Annotated in this window: 18 protein-coding genes; 9 read left to right on the forward strand and 9 right to left on the reverse strand. The window is 46.3% G+C overall.

Annotated features, from left to right (window positions below; all coding sequences use genetic code 11):
• Positions 1-21 precede the first annotated feature (21 nt).
• Both N2K84_RS12450 and N2K84_RS12455 read right to left on the reverse strand, forming a co-directional pair.
• Entirely contained in the window at positions 22-2,265 is a 2,244-nt protein-coding gene (locus tag N2K84_RS12450; RefSeq protein ID WP_282592148.1) for a type IA DNA topoisomerase, read from the reverse strand.
• 50 nt (positions 2,266-2,315) lie between these two features.
• Positions 2,316-3,149 (reverse strand): CvfB family protein, encoded by an 834-nt coding sequence (locus N2K84_RS12455; protein WP_282592149.1) that lies wholly within the window; start codon positions 3,147-3,149, stop codon positions 2,316-2,318.
• A gap of 373 nt (positions 3,150-3,522) precedes the next feature.
• Between N2K84_RS12455 and malQ the strand changes: the two genes are divergently transcribed.
• Positions 3,523-5,019 carry a 4-alpha-glucanotransferase gene (gene malQ / locus N2K84_RS12460; protein ID WP_282592150.1) on the forward strand — a complete coding sequence of 499 codons (1,497 nt, stop codon included), beginning with the start codon at positions 3,523-3,525 and terminating at the stop codon, positions 5,017-5,019.
• A 67-nt stretch (positions 5,020-5,086) separates the two neighbouring features.
• Here malQ and N2K84_RS12465 read toward each other — a convergent pair whose 3' ends face one another.
• Entirely contained in the window at positions 5,087-5,563 is a 477-nt protein-coding gene (locus N2K84_RS12465; RefSeq protein WP_282592151.1) for a DUF456 domain-containing protein, read from the reverse strand.
• Between the two features lie 4 nt (positions 5,564-5,567).
• Positions 5,568-6,377, reverse strand: coding sequence for a CPBP family intramembrane glutamic endopeptidase (locus tag N2K84_RS12470; protein ID WP_282592152.1), 810 nt, complete (start codon positions 6,375-6,377; stop codon positions 5,568-5,570).
• A 396-nt stretch (positions 6,378-6,773) separates the two neighbouring features.
• Here N2K84_RS12470 and rpmB point away from each other — a divergent pair, with 396 nt between their 5' ends.
• The 3 genes from rpmB to N2K84_RS12485 are packed head-to-tail and all read left to right on the forward strand — an operon-like array spanning position 6,774 to position 7,371.
• A complete protein-coding gene (rpmB, locus tag N2K84_RS12475) occupies positions 6,774-7,016 on the forward strand; it encodes a 50S ribosomal protein L28 (protein ID WP_282592153.1) in 243 nt (80 codons plus the stop codon).
• 11 nt (positions 7,017-7,027) lie between these two features.
• Positions 7,028-7,210, forward strand: coding sequence for a 50S ribosomal protein L33 (rpmG, locus tag N2K84_RS12480; protein ID WP_282592154.1), 183 nt, complete (start codon positions 7,028-7,030; stop codon positions 7,208-7,210).
• Positions 7,211-7,218: 8 nt separating this feature from the next.
• The gene (locus N2K84_RS12485; protein WP_282592155.1) at positions 7,219-7,371 is read left to right on the forward strand and encodes a DUF4295 domain-containing protein; all 153 of its coding nucleotides are present in this window, start codon (positions 7,219-7,221) and stop codon (positions 7,369-7,371) included.
• A gap of 57 nt (positions 7,372-7,428) precedes the next feature.
• Here the strand turns inward: N2K84_RS12485 and N2K84_RS12490 are convergent, their stop codons facing one another.
• The gene (locus N2K84_RS12490) at positions 7,429-8,202 is read right to left on the reverse strand and encodes a TIGR03915 family putative DNA repair protein (RefSeq protein WP_282592156.1); all 774 of its coding nucleotides are present in this window, start codon (positions 8,200-8,202) and stop codon (positions 7,429-7,431) included.
• A gap of 3 nt (positions 8,203-8,205) precedes the next feature.
• Positions 8,206-9,513, reverse strand: coding sequence for a putative DNA modification/repair radical SAM protein (locus tag N2K84_RS12495; protein ID WP_282592157.1), 1,308 nt, complete (start codon positions 9,511-9,513; stop codon positions 8,206-8,208).
• Between the two features lie 153 nt (positions 9,514-9,666).
• Here N2K84_RS12495 and N2K84_RS12500 point away from each other — a divergent pair, with 153 nt between their 5' ends.
• The 4 genes from N2K84_RS12500 (at position 9,667) to N2K84_RS12515 (ending at position 13,313) form a co-directional block, all read left to right on the forward strand.
• Positions 9,667-10,431 carry an XRE family transcriptional regulator gene (locus N2K84_RS12500; protein ID WP_282592158.1) on the forward strand — a complete coding sequence of 255 codons (765 nt, stop codon included), beginning with the start codon at positions 9,667-9,669 and terminating at the stop codon, positions 10,429-10,431.
• A 101-nt stretch (positions 10,432-10,532) separates the two neighbouring features.
• Positions 10,533-11,483, forward strand: coding sequence for a signal recognition particle-docking protein FtsY (ftsY, locus tag N2K84_RS12505; RefSeq protein ID WP_282592159.1), 951 nt, complete (start codon positions 10,533-10,535; stop codon positions 11,481-11,483).
• Between the two features lie 44 nt (positions 11,484-11,527).
• Positions 11,528-12,820, forward strand: a complete 1,293-nt coding sequence (rimO, locus tag N2K84_RS12510) for a 30S ribosomal protein S12 methylthiotransferase RimO (RefSeq protein WP_282592160.1) — start codon at positions 11,528-11,530, stop codon at positions 12,818-12,820.
• Positions 12,821-12,956: 136 nt separating this feature from the next.
• On the forward strand, positions 12,957-13,313 hold the full coding sequence (locus N2K84_RS12515) for a DUF3795 domain-containing protein (protein WP_282592161.1): 357 nt from the start codon (positions 12,957-12,959) through the stop codon (positions 13,311-13,313).
• A gap of 87 nt (positions 13,314-13,400) precedes the next feature.
• On the opposite strand, the gene N2K84_RS12520 is transcribed toward N2K84_RS12515, so the two are convergent.
• On the reverse strand, positions 13,401-14,402 hold the full coding sequence (locus tag N2K84_RS12520) for an alpha/beta hydrolase (RefSeq protein WP_282592162.1): 1,002 nt from the start codon (positions 14,400-14,402) through the stop codon (positions 13,401-13,403).
• A gap of 344 nt (positions 14,403-14,746) precedes the next feature.
• On the opposite strand from N2K84_RS12520, the gene N2K84_RS12525 reads away from it, so the two are divergent.
• On the forward strand, positions 14,747-15,181 hold the full coding sequence (locus N2K84_RS12525; protein WP_282592163.1) for a Spy/CpxP family protein refolding chaperone: 435 nt from the start codon (positions 14,747-14,749) through the stop codon (positions 15,179-15,181).
• Between the two features lie 112 nt (positions 15,182-15,293).
• Here N2K84_RS12525 and N2K84_RS12530 read toward each other — a convergent pair whose 3' ends face one another.
• Together N2K84_RS12530 and N2K84_RS12535 are read right to left on the reverse strand one after the other, a co-directional pair.
• The gene (locus N2K84_RS12530; RefSeq protein ID WP_282592164.1) at positions 15,294-17,726 is read right to left on the reverse strand and encodes a glycoside hydrolase family 94 protein; all 2,433 of its coding nucleotides are present in this window, start codon (positions 17,724-17,726) and stop codon (positions 15,294-15,296) included.
• A 224-nt stretch (positions 17,727-17,950) separates the two neighbouring features.
• Positions 17,951-18,487 (reverse strand): hypothetical protein, encoded by a 537-nt coding sequence (locus tag N2K84_RS12535; RefSeq protein WP_282592165.1) that lies wholly within the window; start codon positions 18,485-18,487, stop codon positions 17,951-17,953.
• Positions 18,488-18,644: the final 157 nt, after the last annotated feature.

The raw sequence follows: 18,644 nt of genomic DNA on the forward strand, positions 1-18,644 counted from the left end.
ATAGTCGCAACGGCATTCGCATTATCCGATCTCAAACGGCACCCTAAAATCGCAACCAGCTTTGAAATTGGTACAACCATAGGCCGTTTTACCTTTCACGATTTTTCCGATGTTGCATTTCGGGCAGGTGCTGTCGTCTTTAATTTCGGCTTGAAGTACGATTTCACAGTCATCATTCAGCATGAGTTTACCGTCGATTTTCAGGTCGTGATAGCTGAATCCTTTGATGGACGGGCTTTTCTTTTTAGTAGCCAGGGTGGAAATCTGCTTGTCGGTGAGCTTTTTTTCGTGCACCACAAACGGGATGGTAAACCGGCAGCCGTCTTTCCATTCGGAGCAACCCCAAGCCGATTTGCCTTTCAGTAATTTGCCTTTTCCGCAGCGTGGACAAATGATTTCTTCCTCCTCTTTTTTTGGGGCTTTTGCCGTTGTCTTTTGGGTTTTCGGTTCACCTGATTTCGTCTTTCCCTTTTCTTCCGGCTCATCTTCCAACAATGCAATTTCCTTCTTCGGTGATGTTTTCACTTGCGTAACCACCTCCATTACCATCGTTTTCAGTTCGTCCATAAACCGGCCGATCTCCAGTTCGCCCGATTCAATTTGGCGGAGTTTGCGTTCCCATTGTCCGGTGAGTTCAGCCGATTTCAGCAGCTCGTTTTCGATGCTCAGGATCAGGTCAACTCCGGTAGGCGTGGCCACCAGACGTTTGCGTTCCTTACGGATGTACCGGCGGCGGAACAGCGTTTCGATGATGTTGGCACGGGTGGAAGGGCGGCCAATGCCGTTTTCTTTCATCAGGTCGCGCAGCTCCTCGTCGTCCATATTTTTGCCGGCCGTTTCCATGGCGCGGAGCAGGGTTGCTTCGGTAAAATATTGCGGCGGTTGGGTTTGCTTTTCCTGCAATTCGGGTTGGTGCGGCCCGTGCTCGCCCGTGGTAAAGGCGGGCAGGATGCGGTCTTCGCTGTTGTCGTCCTTTTCATTTTGAAAAACTGACCGCCAGCCCGGTTTCAGGATTTGTTTGCCTGTGGCTTTAAAGGGGTGCGGTCCAATGCTGGCTTCAATGCTGGTGTTGGCCACCTGACAATCCGGGTAAAAAACAGCAATGAAACGTTTGGCCACCAAGTCGAACACCTTTCGTTCGTTATCCGTCAAATCGATCCGGTTTTGCCCGGTGGGAATGATGGCGTGGTGGTCGGTGATTTTTTTATTGTCGAAAACTTTGGCTGACTTTCTGATTTTTCCGCCGTCCAAAATGGGCTGTGTGAGGTTCTCAAATCCTTTCAGGTTTTTCAGGGTGCCGGGTACTTTTTTGTATATGTCATCTGACAGGAAAGTGGTATCCACACGCGGATAGGTAGTCACTTTCTTTTCGTAGAGCGACTGAATCGTTCGGAGTGTTTCGTCGGCGCTCAGGTTGAATTTCCGGTTGCACTCAATTTGCAGCGAAGTCAGGTCGAACAGGCGCGGCGGGTGTTCGTTGCTGTTTTTGGTTTCAATGTTTCCAATGTACAGGTCGATGCCCGAAATTTCCTCCAGCACGGTTTGCGCATCTTCGGGTTTCTGAAAACGCCCCGTGGTGGACGAAAATACGGTTTCGCGGTAAGTGGTTTTTATTTCCCAATAAGGTTCGGGCTTGAAATTTTCGATCTCCAGCTGCCGCTCAACAATCATGGCCAGGGTGGGGGTTTGTACCCGCCCGATGGAGAGCACCTGTTTGTTTTGGCCGTACTTCAGCGTGTACAGCCGGGTGGCGTTCATGCCCAGCAGCCAGTCGCCAATGGCACGTGCACTGCCAGCTTCGTACAGCTTGTCAAATTCTTCGCCGGGCAACAGCTTTTCAAACCCTTCGCGGATGGCTTCCTCGGTGAGCGACGAGATCCACAGTCGCTTTACCGGCGCTTTATTTTGCGCTTTGGCCAGCACCCAGCGCTGGATGAGCTCGCCTTCCTGTCCGGCATCGCCGCAGTTGATGATCTCGTCGGCCTTTTCAATTAAACTTTGCAGGATGGCAAACTGTTTTTTCACCCCGGCATCGTCAATTACCTTGATGCCGAAACGCGGGGGGATCATCGGCAGTTCGCGCAGGTTCCAGTATTTCCAGCGATCGGTGTAATCGTTGGGTTCTTTCAGCGTGCAAAGATGGCCGAATGTCCAGCTAACCTGGTAGCCGCTCCCTTCAAAATAGCCGTCGCGGCGGCTTTTGGCTCCTAAAATCTGGGCAATTTCTCTGGCTACACTCGGTTTTTCTGCAATACAAAGCTTCATGTTTGGAGTTACGGGTTGCGAAACTGAGACTGGTCACTGCTACTAAATACTTAATCTGCCAGCCTTATTCCTTGATCTTCAATGTTAATAAGTCTCTGTTTGTACAGGGCGCCAATCGCTTTCTTAAAGTTCTTTTTGCTGATGCCAAAGGTTTTTGATATGACATCCGGGTCGCTTTTATCGTTGAAGGGAAGAAAACCGTTAGCCTCTTTCAGCTTATCCAGCACGGATTGCGAAATGCTGTCGATTTTTTCGTAACCGGCTTTTTCGAGCGATAGGTCAATTTTTTCATCCGGGCGGATATTTTTGATGAAGCCTTTCAGTTTGTCACCGATTTTCAGCGGTTGAAAAACTTCATTTTTAAAAATCAGCCCCCAGTGGCTATTGTCGATAATGGCCTTGTAGCCCATGTCGGTTTGCCCGGCAATGATCAGGTCAACTTCTTCGCCCACTTCGTAATCAACAGGAATGTTATCCACAAACTTATCGAGCTTGGAAGAAGCTACAATCCGTTGGCTCTCATCGTCGAGGTAAACAAACACGAGGTACGATTTGCCTTCCTCCATCTTCACCTGCTGTTCGCGGAAGGGCACCAACAGGTCTTTGGGCAGTCCCCAGTCCAGAAAGGCGCCAATGGCTGTTGTGGAAACCACTTTCAGTTTGGCAAACTCGCCTACCATGACATATGGCTTATCGGTAGTGGCCACGAGCCGGTCTTCCGAGTCAAGGTAAATAAAAACCTCCACAGTGTCGCCAACCTGGCAATTTTCGGGAACATACCGCTTGGGCATCAGGATTTCGCCGTGCGGGCCGCCATCCAGGTAAACGCCAAAGTCAACTGTTTTCAACACTTCCAATTCATTCATTAAGCCTATTGCTGCCATACGTCTGCTTTTTTTGTTGCCGCAAAGGTACGCTTATTTGGCGGCAACGCGGCACCGGGCGGACGAAAGTTTCGGGTTTGGTCAGCAGAAATGTATGTTGCAGCTGGCTGGGTCAACCACCTATGAACCGTACGTTCAGGGTAACGATGATTGACAACAACTGACTGGTTCGGACAAGAATGAAAACGAAATGGCTACGACTGCAAATCTTTTTCATCGTTAACATGTTCGACCCTGAAAAACTTTATTTTTGCCTGAAATAGAACCCCAAAGGTCTTGGAACAAATCAGCGTAGGATTTATTGGCGCCGGGCCACGTCTGGTGCAGGAAACGGCTGATCTGTTGTGTAAATTCAGAAAAACAGTAAAAGAGGATGAAACGAAATAGTGGGATTTTACTTCATATCAGCTCGCTGCCAAACCCTTACGGCATTGGCAGCATGGGGCACGACGCCTATGCGTTTGTGGATTTGTTGCATGAAACCAAACAAACATTGTGGCAAATTTTGCCGCTGGGGCCAACTGGTTACGGTAATTCGCCCTACCAGTCCTTTTCGGCTTTTGCCGGGAATATTCTTTTTGTCAGCCTGGAGAAGCTGATTGAAGAAGGCTTGATCAGGGAAGAAGACCTAAAACAGATGCCTGTGCTTTCGACCAAAAAGGTGGAGTACGACCTGGTGCTGAAGGGAAAAACCAAGTTATTGCGGAAGGCCTTTTCAGCTTTTAAGAAGAAGTTTAACGACTGGAAAGAAGATTACTACAACTTTCTGGGCGAACACTCTTGGTGGTTGGACGATTATGCCCTGTTCCGGGCTATTAAAGGTAAAAATGAAAAATTGTGCTGGAATGAATGGTCTGAAAAGTTGAAACACCGCGACAGTCACGAAATGGATGTGGCTATGCACGAACATGCCGCCGATATTTATTTTCATCGTTTTGTGCAGTTCATTTTCTTTCGGCAATGGTTCGCGCTGAAAGCCTATGCCAACAGCAAAGGCATCCGTATTATCGGCGATTTGCCGCTCTACGTGTCGCTCGATAGCTCGGACGTGTGGGGCAACCAGGATATTTTTCTGCTGGATGAAGCAGGGCAGATGACCCACGTGGGTGGGGTGCCGCCCGACTATTTCAGCGAAACCGGCCAGTACTGGGGGTGCCCCGTATTCGACTGGGACCGTTTGGCCGAACGCGGCTACGACTGGTGGGCCGCTCGCGTCCATTTCAATCTGCGCATGTTCGATTTGATCCGCATTGATCACTTCCGCGGATTGGAGTCGTTTTGGGCGATACCGGCCAGCGAAGAAAATGCCATCAACGGCAAATGGCTTCCAGCCAAGGGCTTTGAGATGCTCAGCTTGTTGAAATCGCAGCTTGGCGAGTTGCCTGTCATTGCTGAAGATTTGGGCATAATTACCCCCGAGGTGGAAAAGCTGCGCGACCACTTTGGTCTGCCCGGCATGAAGGTGCTCCAGTTTGCCTATGCCTCGGATGCTTCTAACGTAAATTTGCCGCACAACTACAACCAGAACTTTGTGGTTTATACAGGCACGCACGACAACGATACTACCATTGGCTGGCTGAAAACGGCCACCAAAGAAGAACGTAAAAACCTGAAGCGCTATTTCAGTTCGGGCTGGGGCAACATTCACCGCAGCCTGATCGAAGCTGCCTGGGCATCGGTAGCCAATATGGCCATTTTACCTATGCAAGACTTGATGGAGTTGGATGGACGTGGACGGATGAATACTCCCGGAACCGTGGCCAACAATTGGGAGTGGCGCCTGGAATGGAAGCTTTTGAAAAGCTCGCAAAAAGAATTTTTGAAAACCCTCACCGAGAAATATAACCGCTGCGAACCAACTACAGATTGATAGATGACAGATTCCCTAAAATTAATTCACCTTTGCCGAACAATAACCGGACGAGGAGAAAGTCACATCAAATTAATTCTTTAAAGAAATACCAGGTCATCATGCCCGAGGCGATTAGCTTGAGGAGCGTTCCTGTTAAAAAACCGACAAACGAGCCAAAGCCAGAACGTAATGCTTGTGTTGATGTTTTTCCGCCGATTAGTTCGCCCAGCACAGCCCCAATGAACGGGCCTAAAATAATTCCAATGGGCGGGAAAAAGATCAGTCCGATAAGCAGGCCTGTAATGCTGCCCCAAACGCCTTGTTTACTGCCGCCAAACTTTTTGGTACCCCAAGCGGGAATCAGATAGTCAAGTGCATAAACCAAGATGGTAATTACTGCCCAAATGAGCAGGAACCGATCTGTAAAATGGTATTTAGCCGTGGCATGAAGCAGCAGCAAGGCTCCATAGTTGAGCGGTGGACCGGGCAAAACCGGTAAAATAGCTCCGGCAATTCCCAATAACAGTAGTGTGATCCCCAATGCAATCAATACGTAATCCATCAGCTTACCTTTTTCTTTTTATTAGGGCAATCAAGGCAATTAGCACCACACTCAGTCCGGCAACAAGGTAGCTTATTTGTAGTTGTGCGTTTTTCTCCAGCAGAAAAAACGAAAAGCCTGTGATTTCTTCCCAATATTCGATACTGAGCAACACCAGCAGATTGTTGATGGCATGGCCGGCAATGCAGGCAAAAATATTGCGGGTAACCACCATTATCCATCCCAGCAACAAGCCCAGCAGAAAGGTGGCTGGGAATTGCCAGGGATTTAGGTGAAACAAGGCAAAAAACAAGGCCGACACTATAATCGCGATAATTTTCGGATAATTACGCATGAATCCGTGCATAATGATCCCGCGAAAAATCAGTTCCTCGATGACCGGGGCAATAACCACCACCTTCAGAAAGGCGCCATAAAAACCATAATCGTTTTCAAAAATACGGTCGAACAGTTCCCAAAACCAAGGCGGTGCCGGTATCAATTGATCCACGGCCCGGTTGACTTCGGCCAGAAAAATGTGGGCTGCCATCAGAAACAAGGTCATCGGGATAAAAATGAGTACATTAAACCTCTTGGCCGGAAAAAGTTCCTTTAGGCTGGTTTGTGCTTTCCGGTAGCCAAAGGCCAGAATAAAAACAACCGAGCCAATACCCAGCACAATTTTTTTCACGGGGTGGTACAAAAATTCGGTTCCGTGATAATAATCCCACACGGCTAATGGAAAGTCAACAACGGTTTGAATGAAAATATATAAAATAACCAGATGGGCTGCACCCAGTATGGTTGGATAAGATCTTGATCGTTCTGGACTCATGGGGCTGATTTTTCACCTAAAATAAGCTTCTTTTCTGTAAAAAAGAAAATGAAAACGGTACAATAATTCCGCACCGGCTTACACTGCAATACGCAGAAAATTCGAGCTCTTTGGAATGAGGCCGAAAATGAAGATACAAGTATACTCGCTCATAGTAATAATCCGCTTATTCACTTATAAACAGGATATTCGTACTTCCCGACGAGGATGTAAACAGGCAGCTAAGTGCGTCCGGAACCATTGTAAATTGGGGCTGAATGAAAAACTTTTTGATTTATAAACAATTACTTGTTGAAAAAAGAACAAAAAACATGGCTGACAATTTGAATATTTGAAGAAAATGCACTTATTTTGCGAACTGTTTGAAAAACGTGTGATCTGTAAAAAAATAAGACAATGTCAAGAATTTGTCAAATAACCGGAAAAAAAGCGATGGTGGGAAATAATGTTTCTCACTCGAAACGAAGAACCAAACGTCGGTTCAGTCCGAACCTGTTCAACAAAAAGTTCTATCTTCCGAATGAAGATCGTTGGATTTCGTTGACCGTTTCGGCCGCTGGCTTGCGTACCATTAATAAAAATGGGCTGAGTGTTGCATTGAAAGATGCCAAAGCAAAAGGTTTGGTAACGAACATTTAAAAGGGTAAAAAATGGCTAAGAAAGGTAATCGGGTTCAGGTAATTCTGGAATGTACCGAACAAAAGGAAAGTGGTGTTCCCGGAACTTCACGGTATATTTCTACAAAAAACCGGAAAAATACACCTGAACGTTTGGAGTTGAAAAAGTACAACCCAAACTTGAAAAAAGTAACTGTTCACCGCGAAATTAAATAATTTGAGATATGGCTAAGAAAGCAGTTGCATCATTACAAAAAGGAGCTGGTAAAGGTTATGCCAAAGTAATCAAAATGGTAAAATCTGATAAAACCGGTGCTTATACATTTCAGGAAGGCGTAGTGCCAAACGAAATGGTTAAAGATTATTTTAAAAAGTAAAATATACTTTGCTTAATGAAAAAGCTTTCACTTTAACGTGGAAGCTTTTTTTTCGATTTACTTGATCGGCGATTTTTCGGGCAGGAATTTCCAGTACCGGCGGGGCATGTGCTGAAGCTGCAATTTTTCATTTTCCCGTTCCGGAATGTTGATGTGGTCAAAATAAGCTTTCCATAGGGTTTGATAAGTTTCTTCGGTTTCTTCCAGTAAATTAGCTGAAACTTTCCCGTCAGTCTGCGAAAATGTCTTTTCAGAGAGTACAACTTCCCGTGTTTCTTTCAGATCGTAGAAAATGCCGTAATCTCGTTTGATGTCGTAAATCAGCCATAGCTGGTCGGCAAATCGTTCGCGGAAATGGTTGATTGTAAAAGGCAACACATCGAATTCCGGTTCAACCGGTGCAAAAAACAAACCGTCCCTGGATTGCTGAAAACGCACAAACTGGAGTATTCGCATGGTTTCGCGCAGCACCTGACGCTCAATTTTCTTCAATTCGAGTACATCCTGATCCCCAAAATCGGTTTCAATGCTTCTGCCTGAATCAAATACACGGCGGATGAACCGGTACAATTTCATCTCAATTCCAGTACTTTCGGATAGAAAAACCAGTAGCGGCAGATTTTTATTTTGCCGATGAAGTTTTGCCTGAAGCGATCTCCAAACCCGCCCGGCCTTTTGTTCATCGGTATGGATGGAGAGCTTTTTAATAAACAAATTTTTCTGGAAGGCAGTTTCTTTACAAAGATCAACCGGCGCCAGTTTTTGAGCGTAACATTCAAAAACCACGGTCAGAAAACCTTCAAATGTGCCATCGTAAAGCAGAAATGCCATGACTTAGCTTTTAAAATGAAGTTGTTTTGCCGGGGCGGATAAGGCCGGAATGAGCGGGAATAGGCTCAGTTGTGTATCTCCAGGTTTTTTCCGTTTCGTGTGGCATTCAGCAATCAGGTGGTTTTTCAATTGCCCGGGATCCCAATTACCGCGATATACCGGCAATTCGTTGCAAGTGATGAAGTATTGGGCACGCTTCAGTACCACGCCAATTTTTTTCAGGTGATAGCTGTTTAGCTTCCGAAACCGGCGGGCATCCACAATCATTTTGGCCGATTGCACCCCAATGCCGGGCACCCGTAGGATCATTTCGTAATCGGCCCTGTTTATATCAACCGGAAAGAGATGCAAGTTGCGCAAGGCGTACGCCAATTTCGGGTCAATGTCCAGGTCCAGGAATGGCTGCTCAGGAGTCAGGATTTCGTCGGCGCGGAAATGGTAAAAACGCATCAGCCAGTCGCTTTGGTATAACCGGTTTTCGCGGACCAAGGGCGGCGATTGGAGCGCAGGTAGCCGTTTGTCGTATTCGTTTACGGGCAGGTAGCCAGAATAGTAAATCCGCTTCAGTTGCTGCTCGTGGTAAAAACCCGAGGCCAACTGCAAAATTTGCCGGTCGCTGTCGGGTGTGGCGCCAACAATCAGTTGGGTACTTTGCCCGGCCGGAGTGAAGGCAGGTGTTTTTCGAAATTTCCGGCGTTCTTCCTTGTAAAGCTGGATGCCTTCTTTGATTTGGTTCATGGGTTGCAAGACGGTACCAAAACTCTTTTCCGGGGCGAGCCGTTTGAGTTCCGGTTCTGTCGGAATTTCGATATTGACACTCAGCCGGTCGGCATATAATCCCGCTTGGCGGATCAGTTCGGGACTGGCTCCGGGGATTGCTTTCAGGTGGATGTAGCCGTTGAAACGCTCTTTCAGTCGTAAATTTTGGGTAACAAGCATCAGACGTTCCATTGTAAAATCAGGATTTTTGATGACTCCGGAGCTCAGAAACAAGCCTTCAATATAGTTTCGCCGGTAGAAGTTGATGGTGAGGTCAACTACTTCCTGGACGGTGAACGTGGCCCGCGGCCGGTCGTTGCTTCGACGGTTGATGCAATATGCGCAGTCGTAAATGCAATGGTTGGTCATTAAAATCTTCAGTAAACTGACACACCGCCCGTCATCGGTAAAGCTGTGACAAACACCGCATGACAATGCGTTGCCAAGTCCGCCATTTGTGTTTTGCCGGTTGTTTCCGCTGGATGAGCAAGAAACATCGTATTTAGCTGCGTCTGCCAATATTTTTAGCTTTTCCTGAAGGGTCTGTTCCATTTGCTGCTATTTTTGACGTTTTTCCGGAGGGTTAAATCATTTGTCATACAAAAATACTAAATAAATTAGTAAAGGCTGAAATTATTGGTTAATTTTGAAAAGCTATTTTTCGCTTTGGAAGAAATAAATTTGTACCCCTCAAACATATCTTTTATGGATCAACTTGCTGAAAATATCAAATATTTGCGAAAGCAACATCGGCTTACCCAGCAGGAGCTAGCTGACAAGTTGCAGTTGAAACGCTCCCTGATCGGGTCGTACGAAGAGGGTAGGGCTATGCCCAAAATTTCGGTCTTGCAGCAGTTGGCCGCAGCTTATAATCTGACAATTGATGAGCTGGTGAGTATCAATTTGAGTTCGGGATTCCATGAAAGGAGTCGGGCAAAAGGCTTGCAGATTTTACCTGTTGTGGTAGATCATAATAATGATGAGTTGATCCCGATTGTGCCGGTAAAAGCTTCGGCTGGGTACCTCAATGGTTTTGCCGATCCTGAATTTATCGGGCAGCTGCCCCGGTTTTCGATGCCGGTTCCTGAACTTTTGGGAGGAAAGACATACCGGGTTTTTCAAATCAAAGGAGATAGTATGTTACCGGTTTTGTCCGGTTCATATCTTTTTTGCGAATTTGTTGAATCGGTTTCTGATCTGCGCGACGGGCAAACTTATGTGCTGATTACCCGTGATGAAGGTTTGGTTTATAAGCGGATCTATCTGGAAAATGGAACTCATTTGTTGTTGAAATCCGACAATCCGGAATACGAACCTTATCTTGTTGACAGCAGTTCTGTTCTTGAAATCTGGAAAGCACGCGGGGTGCTTAGTTTTGAAATGCCCAAACCCAGTCATCTGGATATTGCGCGCCTGTCGGATGTGTTAGCTGAAATGAAAGAAGAGATTCGCAAGCTTCGTGACTCATGACCAGGTGATGTTTTTGCCGGTGATTATTTGGATACCAGCAGATTTTAAGCCCTGAATCTCCGTTTAATTTCGTAAATTGCGCCCCTTAAAATTTGAAGATTATGGGTCTTTTCGGAGTATTTTCCAAAGCAAAAAAAGAAAGTCTGGAACAGGGGCTTTCCAAAACCAAGGAAAGTGTATTCAAAAAACTTAGCCGTGCCGTTGTCGGAAAATCAAAGGTTGACGATGAGGTATTGGATAACCTGGAGGAAGTATTGATTACTTCGGACGTGGGCGTTGATACCACCTTGAAGATCATTCGCCGGATTGAAGAACGGGTTGACCGTGATAAGTATTTGGGCGTTGATGAGTTAAATGGGATACTTAAAGAAGAAATTGCAGCTTTGCTGGAGGAAAATAATACGGAGGACGTTGCTGATTTTGATCTTCCGCAGCGTACTGAACCTTATGTAATTATGGTGGTTGGCGTTAACGGCGTTGGAAAAACCACCACGATTGGCAAACTGGCCTGGAACTTTAAACAAGCCGGCAAAAAAGTGGTGCTTGGTGCCGCAGATACCTTTCGGGCAGCGGCCATCGACCAACTCCAGATCTGGGCCGAACGGGTGGATGTGCCCATCGTCCGTCAGAATATGGGATCCGACCCGGCATCGGTGGCATATGATACGCTGACCTCGGCCAAAGCCTCGGGCGCCGATGTGGTGATTATTGACACAGCCGGCCGTCTGCACAACAAGATCAACCTGATGAATGAGCTGGCCAAAATTAAAAAGGTGATGCAAAAAGTTGTTCCGGATGCACCCAACGAAGTGCTGCTCATCCTGGATGGCTCTACCGGGCAGAACGCGTTTGAGCAAGCTAAACAGTTTACGCTGGCCACCGAAGTAACGGCTCTGGCCCTGACCAAGCTCGATGGCACAGCGAAAGGCGGCGTGGTAATTGGCATCAGCGATCAATTTAAAGTTCCGGTAAAATACATCGGTATTGGCGAAAAAATGGAAGACCTTCAGATTTTCCGCCGTAAGGAATTTGTCGATTCGCTGTTCTCGTAAAGCTTTTGTTTGTTGTAGTTGACGAAATTAATAGAGATTTGAACATGAAGAGGGGAAAAGTCAATATCATGACGCTGGGGTGCTCGAAAAACCTGGTCGATTCGGAGATGCTGCTGAACCAGCTCGATTTGAACGGATTTAAAGTTGTTCACGATTCGGAAAAGGACGATGCGAATATTGTCATCCTTAATACCTGTGGTTTTATTGCCGATGCCAAAGAGGAGTCGATCAATACGATCCTGAATTTTGTCGATGCCAGAAAGGCCGGGAAGTTGGATAAGCTTTTGGTGATGGGCTGCTTATCGGCCCGCTACAAAGAAGATCTGATCAAAGAAATACCGGAAGTGGACAAGTTTTACGGCAAATTCGATTTCAAGGAAATCATCCGGGATCTGAATGCTAATTTTTACGAGCAGAAGATGTACCACCGGATTAAGACCACGCCGGGGCATTTTTCATATCTGAAAATAAGCGAAGGCTGCAACCGTCATTGCTCGTTTTGTGCCATCCCGCAATTTACCGGCAACCACAAGTCGCGCAGCATGGAAAGTTTGTTGGAAGAAGCCCGAAATCTGGTGGCCGGAGGTGTAAAGGAGTTGTTGATAATTGCCCAGGACCTTTCGTATTACGGTATTGACCGTTATGGCGAAAGCAAACTGGCCGAGCTGATTGATAAACTGGCCGATATTGAAGGACTGGAATGGATTCGTTTGCATTACGCATATCCGTCCAAATTTCCGGCAGATGTACTGAAGGTCATGCGCGAACGCAATAATGTGGCCAAGTATCTGGACTTGCCGCTGCAACACATCACCGATCGCATGTTGGGCATGATGCGCCGCAAAATTACGAAGGAAGAAACCATCAATCTGGTTAAAAAGATACGCGAAGAAGTTCCGGGAATTGCACTTCGCACCACTTTTTTGGTTGGTCATCCGGGTGAAACCGAGGAGGATTTTGAGGAGCTGAAAGCATTTATTCGTGAGTATCCGTTTGAACGTATGGGCGTGTTTGCTTATTCGAGCGAAGACGATACGTATGCCTGGAAGATGTATCAGGACGACATTCCGCAGGAAGTGAAAGAAGCCCGTGCGGCAGAACTGATGGAAATGCAGCAAGATATCTCGGCTTCGCTGAACCGGAAACATATTGGGAAAACGCTGAAGGTGTTGGTAGATCGGGAAGAGGACGATTATTTTATCGGACGGACCGAATTTGATTCGCCCGAAGTGGATGGAGAAGTCCTGATTGAAAAATCAACTGAAATACAGGTTGGTAATTTTTATCCGGTCAACATTGCAGACGCTACAGAGTTCGACCTGTTTGGGAAATTATAAATCTGTTAATCCGGGTAAAATACATGGATTTGAGGGTTTCGCGGTGCGGGGCCCTCAATCATTTTATAACGATGGTACAACCGAATGCGGAGGAGCACGTATATCCCAAAGTGAGTGAACTGCAAAATGAAGGGATATGATTGCTTACTGTGGATTGCGATGTGATACCTGCCCGATATATTTGGCGACTCTTGAACCGGATAAAACGAAGCAACTGGACATGCGTCTGCGCATTGCTGAACAGGCGTCGGAGCAGTATGGAATTGTACTAACATCCGAAGATATTAACGATTGCGAAGGTTGCCTGGCTCCTGCCGATAAGCTGTTTACCGGATGTCTGGCCTGCGAAATCCGCAAATGTGCCCGGAACAGAGAATTGGAAAATTGTGCACTTTGCCCCGACTATGCCTGCAACCATCTGAAAGCCCTGTTTCAGTTGGACCCGGAAGCCCAGGCCCGGTTAGAAGAAATCCGCCTGGTAAAGAGCCTGTAAAGCTTTCTTGTTTCGAATTTTTTCCGAATGGTCCAGCTTTCCTGTTTTTAATTTTTCTATTGCCAGTATTCCACGGATTATCAACAATCAGTTCGGTTTCAGCCGCAAAACGGTTTCAGCAAATCGGATACAAGTTTGTTCTACTTGCGGTTGGCATTTCGAATAAAGCTCACATCCGATAACATGCGTACCCGCATCAAATGCTTGTTTCCGTTTCAGGGAGTCAGGCGTTCCCAGTTGCTCAAACATTTTCAGCATGGCATCCACACGCACAACATGGTCCTGGTGGTTATTATCCTGATAATAGTAGGCCAGGAAAGTCGGTGTTTCTACCCTGTTAAAAAGGCGCTTGGTCATGGTTTTTTCAATCAATTGTTGAAGATAAACAGTGGCTTCCAGCCGGTAATGGCAGTTCCAGTACTGACATTCCACATCGTCTGGATTTTCATTTACGTAACGGTATTTTCCGTCGTACACTCGTCGGGCGATTTGTAGTCCCCAAGGTTTCGAAAGTAAAAAAGCTGCGGGATTGTTGATGGCGATATTGGGGGACAACAGCATCAGTCCGTCCACCAGTTCCGGGAAATCGGCAGCCAGTTTCAGCGACAGCGTTCCTCCAGTAGATGTGCTCATGATAATCACTTTCTCACCTAACAGACGGGCAATTTGCAGGGCTTCTTTTGCCGATTTGTAGAGGGTGTCCGGTGTCATGTTCAGTAGGGGTTCAGTACCTTCCAGCCCGTGAGCTGCCAGGCGCGGAATGTAGGCATTGGCCGCGAAATGTTTTGCAACATTGATATGCGTTGGCTGGCCTTCGAAACCGGATGCTGAAAAACCGTGCAGATAAAGCAGGCAAAAGGCTGTTTTGCTTTTCAGATGGTCATCGTTCCAAAAAATCCGGCTCTCATTGTTTGGTTTTACGGGCAATTCAGCCTCCCTGGTGGCAATAAACCGGTCGATATCTTCCAGCGCCACTTCAATCTCCGGAAGTGAATGATCGAATGTGGGTTTGGAAGGCTTGGGCCCGGCCCAATACACGAACTGCAGGAACAGAAACACGACCAATAAAATGCGAAGTTCTTTTTTCATAGAGGCTATCTATTTTACTCGAGAAGATTTCCGCTAAAATACAGCACTGACTGGAAAATGGAAGAATAAAACTTCAATCATATTGAAATAAAAGTTTCCTCATTGAGTAACTGTTTGTTTGTTTCTTACTAATGTTTTGATATTCATTCGGTTTGTGGATATTTCGTGATTCGTTTCTCTTTTTTTGTGCAAGAAAAATAAATTCTACCGCAAGTTTTTTGACGGGCTTGTGTCAAAGAGCTAAAACCGGTTAACAGGAACGAAGACCGGGGCTGATGATGGATTTTCCCGGGAATGACAGACACAGCCACAATAAGAAATTAATCATTTAAAATAAGTTGAAAATGAAAACAAAAATGGGAATTGGCTTATTCATTCTGGTAGTAATGATGGCCGTAAATGTACAAGCACAAAATGTTGGGTCGTTGCGTTGCCTGAATCAAATTTCGGGTTTGACCGAGCAGCAGAAGTCAGAAATTACCAAACTGGAACAGGCTCATCAACAGGAAATGACAAGCCTGAGGAATGAGCGGAGGGGCACGACCGATCTGGCCACAAAGGACGCCGTACGCGAAAAGATGCTGGCGGCTCAATCTGCCCACCGCAATGAAGTGTCCGCTTTGCTGACACCGGAGCAACAACAGCAGTTTGCCTCTTTAACGGCATCGGGCAAAGGGTATGGACGAAACCAAAAAGCTGGCTTTGCACAGGGACGGTGTGCGCGCGGAAAGCAAGCAGGCGTGCGGAGTGGCAACCGGTCAGGCCGCGGAAGATGGTAAAAAACAACCGGCAAAAGAACAGAGGTTGTCCCGATTTAATGGGACAACCTCTTTTTTTATATATAAATCAATTGTTTAGATGAAGTGGTTTAAAGCGTTGCTGAAACTTTATTTAACCCATAATTACCAGCACGTCGCAAGTAGCAGATTGTTGCAGCGGAACCGTGTTTCCGTTGTTCCGTTTTCCGTTTACCCATATTTCTTTTATGCCTTTCTGAATATGATCAGGATTTCTCACTTCAATCTGGTAAGTGGTGCCCCGGAACACCCGTTGAATACGAAAACCATCCCACTCCAGCGGAATACATGGATCAATTGTCAGCCCCTCATAATCGGGTTGGATACCCAGGATGTACCTTGAGATCGCAAAGAAGTTCCAGGCGGCTGTTCCGGTCAGCCATGAATTTTTGGCCTCACCGGGTTTCCACGAGTCTTTGCCCGCAATCATTTGTGAGTAAACGTAAGGTTCGGTTTTATGCAGTTCGCTGATTTCTTCCAAGTAAGCGGGGGCAATTTTCGAGTAATATTCAAACGCCTGGTTCCCATTGCCCAATACGGTTTCGCCAATCATAATCCACGGATTATTGTGGCAGAAAATACCGGCGTTTTCTTTGTATCCTTCGGGGTAGCTGCTTATTTCACCTTTGGAATAGTCGTAATAGCTGTAAGCCGGATTGTTCAGGACGATGCCGTATTCGCAGTCGAGGTGCTTTTTAACGGCATTGAGGGCTTGTTGGGCGCGTCCGTCATCCTTGCCGATGCCGGCCATGGTGCAAAAACCGTTTGACTCGATGAAGATTTTGCCTTCGTCATTTTCCTGGCTGCCAATTTTTTCCCCATAGTAATCATAGGCGCGTAAAAACCAATCTCCATCCCAGGCGTGTTGATTGATGGCTGCTTCCATGTTTTCAACAGCTTTCCAGGCTTGTGCGGCTTCGGTTTCTTTTCCCAGGCGTTGCAGCAGGTCGGCATAATCGGCCCCGTACAGCACAAACATGCCGGCAATCATCACCGATTCGGCCACGCCACCGATTTGGTTTTCGGTGGTTTGGTACGATTCGTCTGGATTTTTGGAGAAACAATTCAGGTTCAGGCAGTCGTTCCAATCGGCACGCCCAATTAGCGGCAACCCGTGTGGCCCAAGGTTATTGGTGACGTGTTCAAATGAGCGTTTCAGGTGATCAAGCAGCGGTTGTGCTCTGCTTTCGTCGTTTTCATAGGGGACAACTTCATTCAGAATGTCCCAGTCGCCGGTTTCTTTCAGGTAGATGGTCGTTGAAAGAATTAGCCACAACGGGTCGTCGTTGAAGTTGCCGCCAATATCTGAGTTGCCTTTTTTTGTGAGGGGTTGATATTGGTGGTAGGCGCCACCATCTTCCATCTGCGTGGCTGCGAGGTCAAGAATGCGTTCGCGGGCTTTTTCGGGGATGAGGTGCACAAAGCCAATCAAGTCCTGGTTGGAGTCGCGGAAACCCATGCCCCTCCCAATACCTGATTCAAAGAACGAGGCTGAGCGCGACATATTGAAGGTCACCATGCATTGATATTGGTTCCAGATGTTAACCATTCGGTCAAGTTTTTCGTCATGGCTGCTGATCGAGAAGCCGGAAAGTAATTTGTCCCAATAGTTTTTCAGATCGGCAAAAGCCGTATTCACCTTTTCCACCGTGTCGAAACGGGAAATCAGCTCCAGTGCATTGTCTTTCTTAATAACTTTCGGGGCTTCCCATTTGTCGTTTTCATCGTTTTCGACATAGCCTAGCAGGAAAACGAATTCTTTTTCTTCACCCGGGTTTAGCTCCACTTCCAAACAATGCGAGGCAATGGGTGACCAGCCATGGGCAATCGTGTTGGTCGGTTTTCCGTCGGCGACCACCTGTGGCAGTTGGTACGAATTGTAGAGCCCCACAAAGGTTTCGCGGTCGGTATCGAAACCGGCAATGGGCGTATTCACATGGTAAAAGGCAAAATGGTTTCGCCTTTCGCGGTATTCGGTCTTGTGGTAAATAGTGGAGCCCTGCACTTCCACTTCGCCGGTGGAATAATTCCGCTGGAAATTGGTCATGTCGTCCAGCGCGTTCCACAGGCACCATTCCACAAATGAGAAAATCTGGAAATTTTTCTTTTCGGCTGAATGGTTTTTTAAGCGTAGTTTTTGTACCTCAAGGTTGCTTTTTAAAGGGACAAAATACAGCACTTCGGCTTCCAGTCCATTTTTGCAAGCTTGAATAGCGGTGTAGCCCATACCATGCCTGCAACTATAATTTTCGACATCGGTCTTTACCGGTTTCCAGCCTGGCGACCATACGGTATCGTTTTCTTTGATGTAGAAATACTTACCATTGTCGTCAATAGGCACATTGTTGTAACGATAGCGGGTAAGGCGCCGTAACCGGGCGTCTTTATAAAAACTGTAGCCACCGGCCGTGTTCGAAATGATACTGAAGAATTCGTCGTTGCCCAGGTAGTTGATCCAGGGCCACGGAGTTTGCGGATCCGTGATCACATATTCCCGTACGTCGTCCTTGAAATAACCGAATTTCATAAAAAAGTTGTTGGGTTTATAGCCTGCTTATCAATGCCGGAAGCGGGATGTGCCTAAACTTACGGAGCATTGAATTAACGTCAAAATTAAGAATATTGTAAAAATAACAAAAAGATCGGTGCGAATAATTTTGAAAGCCGCACTATCGTGAAATGGCACGCGCGTGGTTGAGATATCGTCGTTTTTTTAGGAAGGAAATGCAACAAGGTAGAGGGTGGAGCCATTTAATTGGCATCAACAATTTTTTTCACTTCACGGTGAAAGCGTAGCAAGCTATTTTTATAAATCTGAAAGTTTTCGCTGAGTTCGTCCGTTACTTGTTCAAAAAAAATGGCCAGGCCTTTGGAGTCTTCCACATCTATCAGGCGATCGAGGAATTGCCAGCGCTTATTTTCAAACCAGTTTTCCTGCTTGAAAATGCGGCGTGCGCCATAACGATGGTGGTAATACAAGTAAACTTCCATGGCATGCTGCACGGTTTGTTTATCCATCAATCGTTTCAATCCGCCCGAGTAAGCCCTGAGTAAATACCAATACCGATTCAAGTCATCAGCATATTCCACCATGAACTTAAGGTGGATCAAATTTTTATAGAATTCAGCAATTTGCCTGTGGTCAATGTTATCCTGAAGGTCAGCCAGAACTTCAGGGACAAAAACCAGAAAATCAGACAAGAATTCATTGTCGGAGCAGGATTCTTCCGAAAATCTTGCTTTGTTGGATAACGAATAATGTCTGAAAAAACTTTCTGCTGAGGTCATAACGTTAAAATATTTATACAATTTAAGACGATTATCGATTCTTTTCAATGGGTATAAAGAGGGACTTATTGAAGTGCTCATCCTGGTTATCGAGTAAAACGTTCCGGCAATCAAAAACCAATGATTGAAGAATTATTTCAGCATTCCAATACTTGCA

It is taken from the genome of Gaoshiqia sediminis (assembly GCF_025907915.1).
Taxonomy (GTDB): Bacteria; Bacteroidota; Bacteroidia; order Bacteroidales; family Prolixibacteraceae; genus Gaoshiqia; species Gaoshiqia sediminis.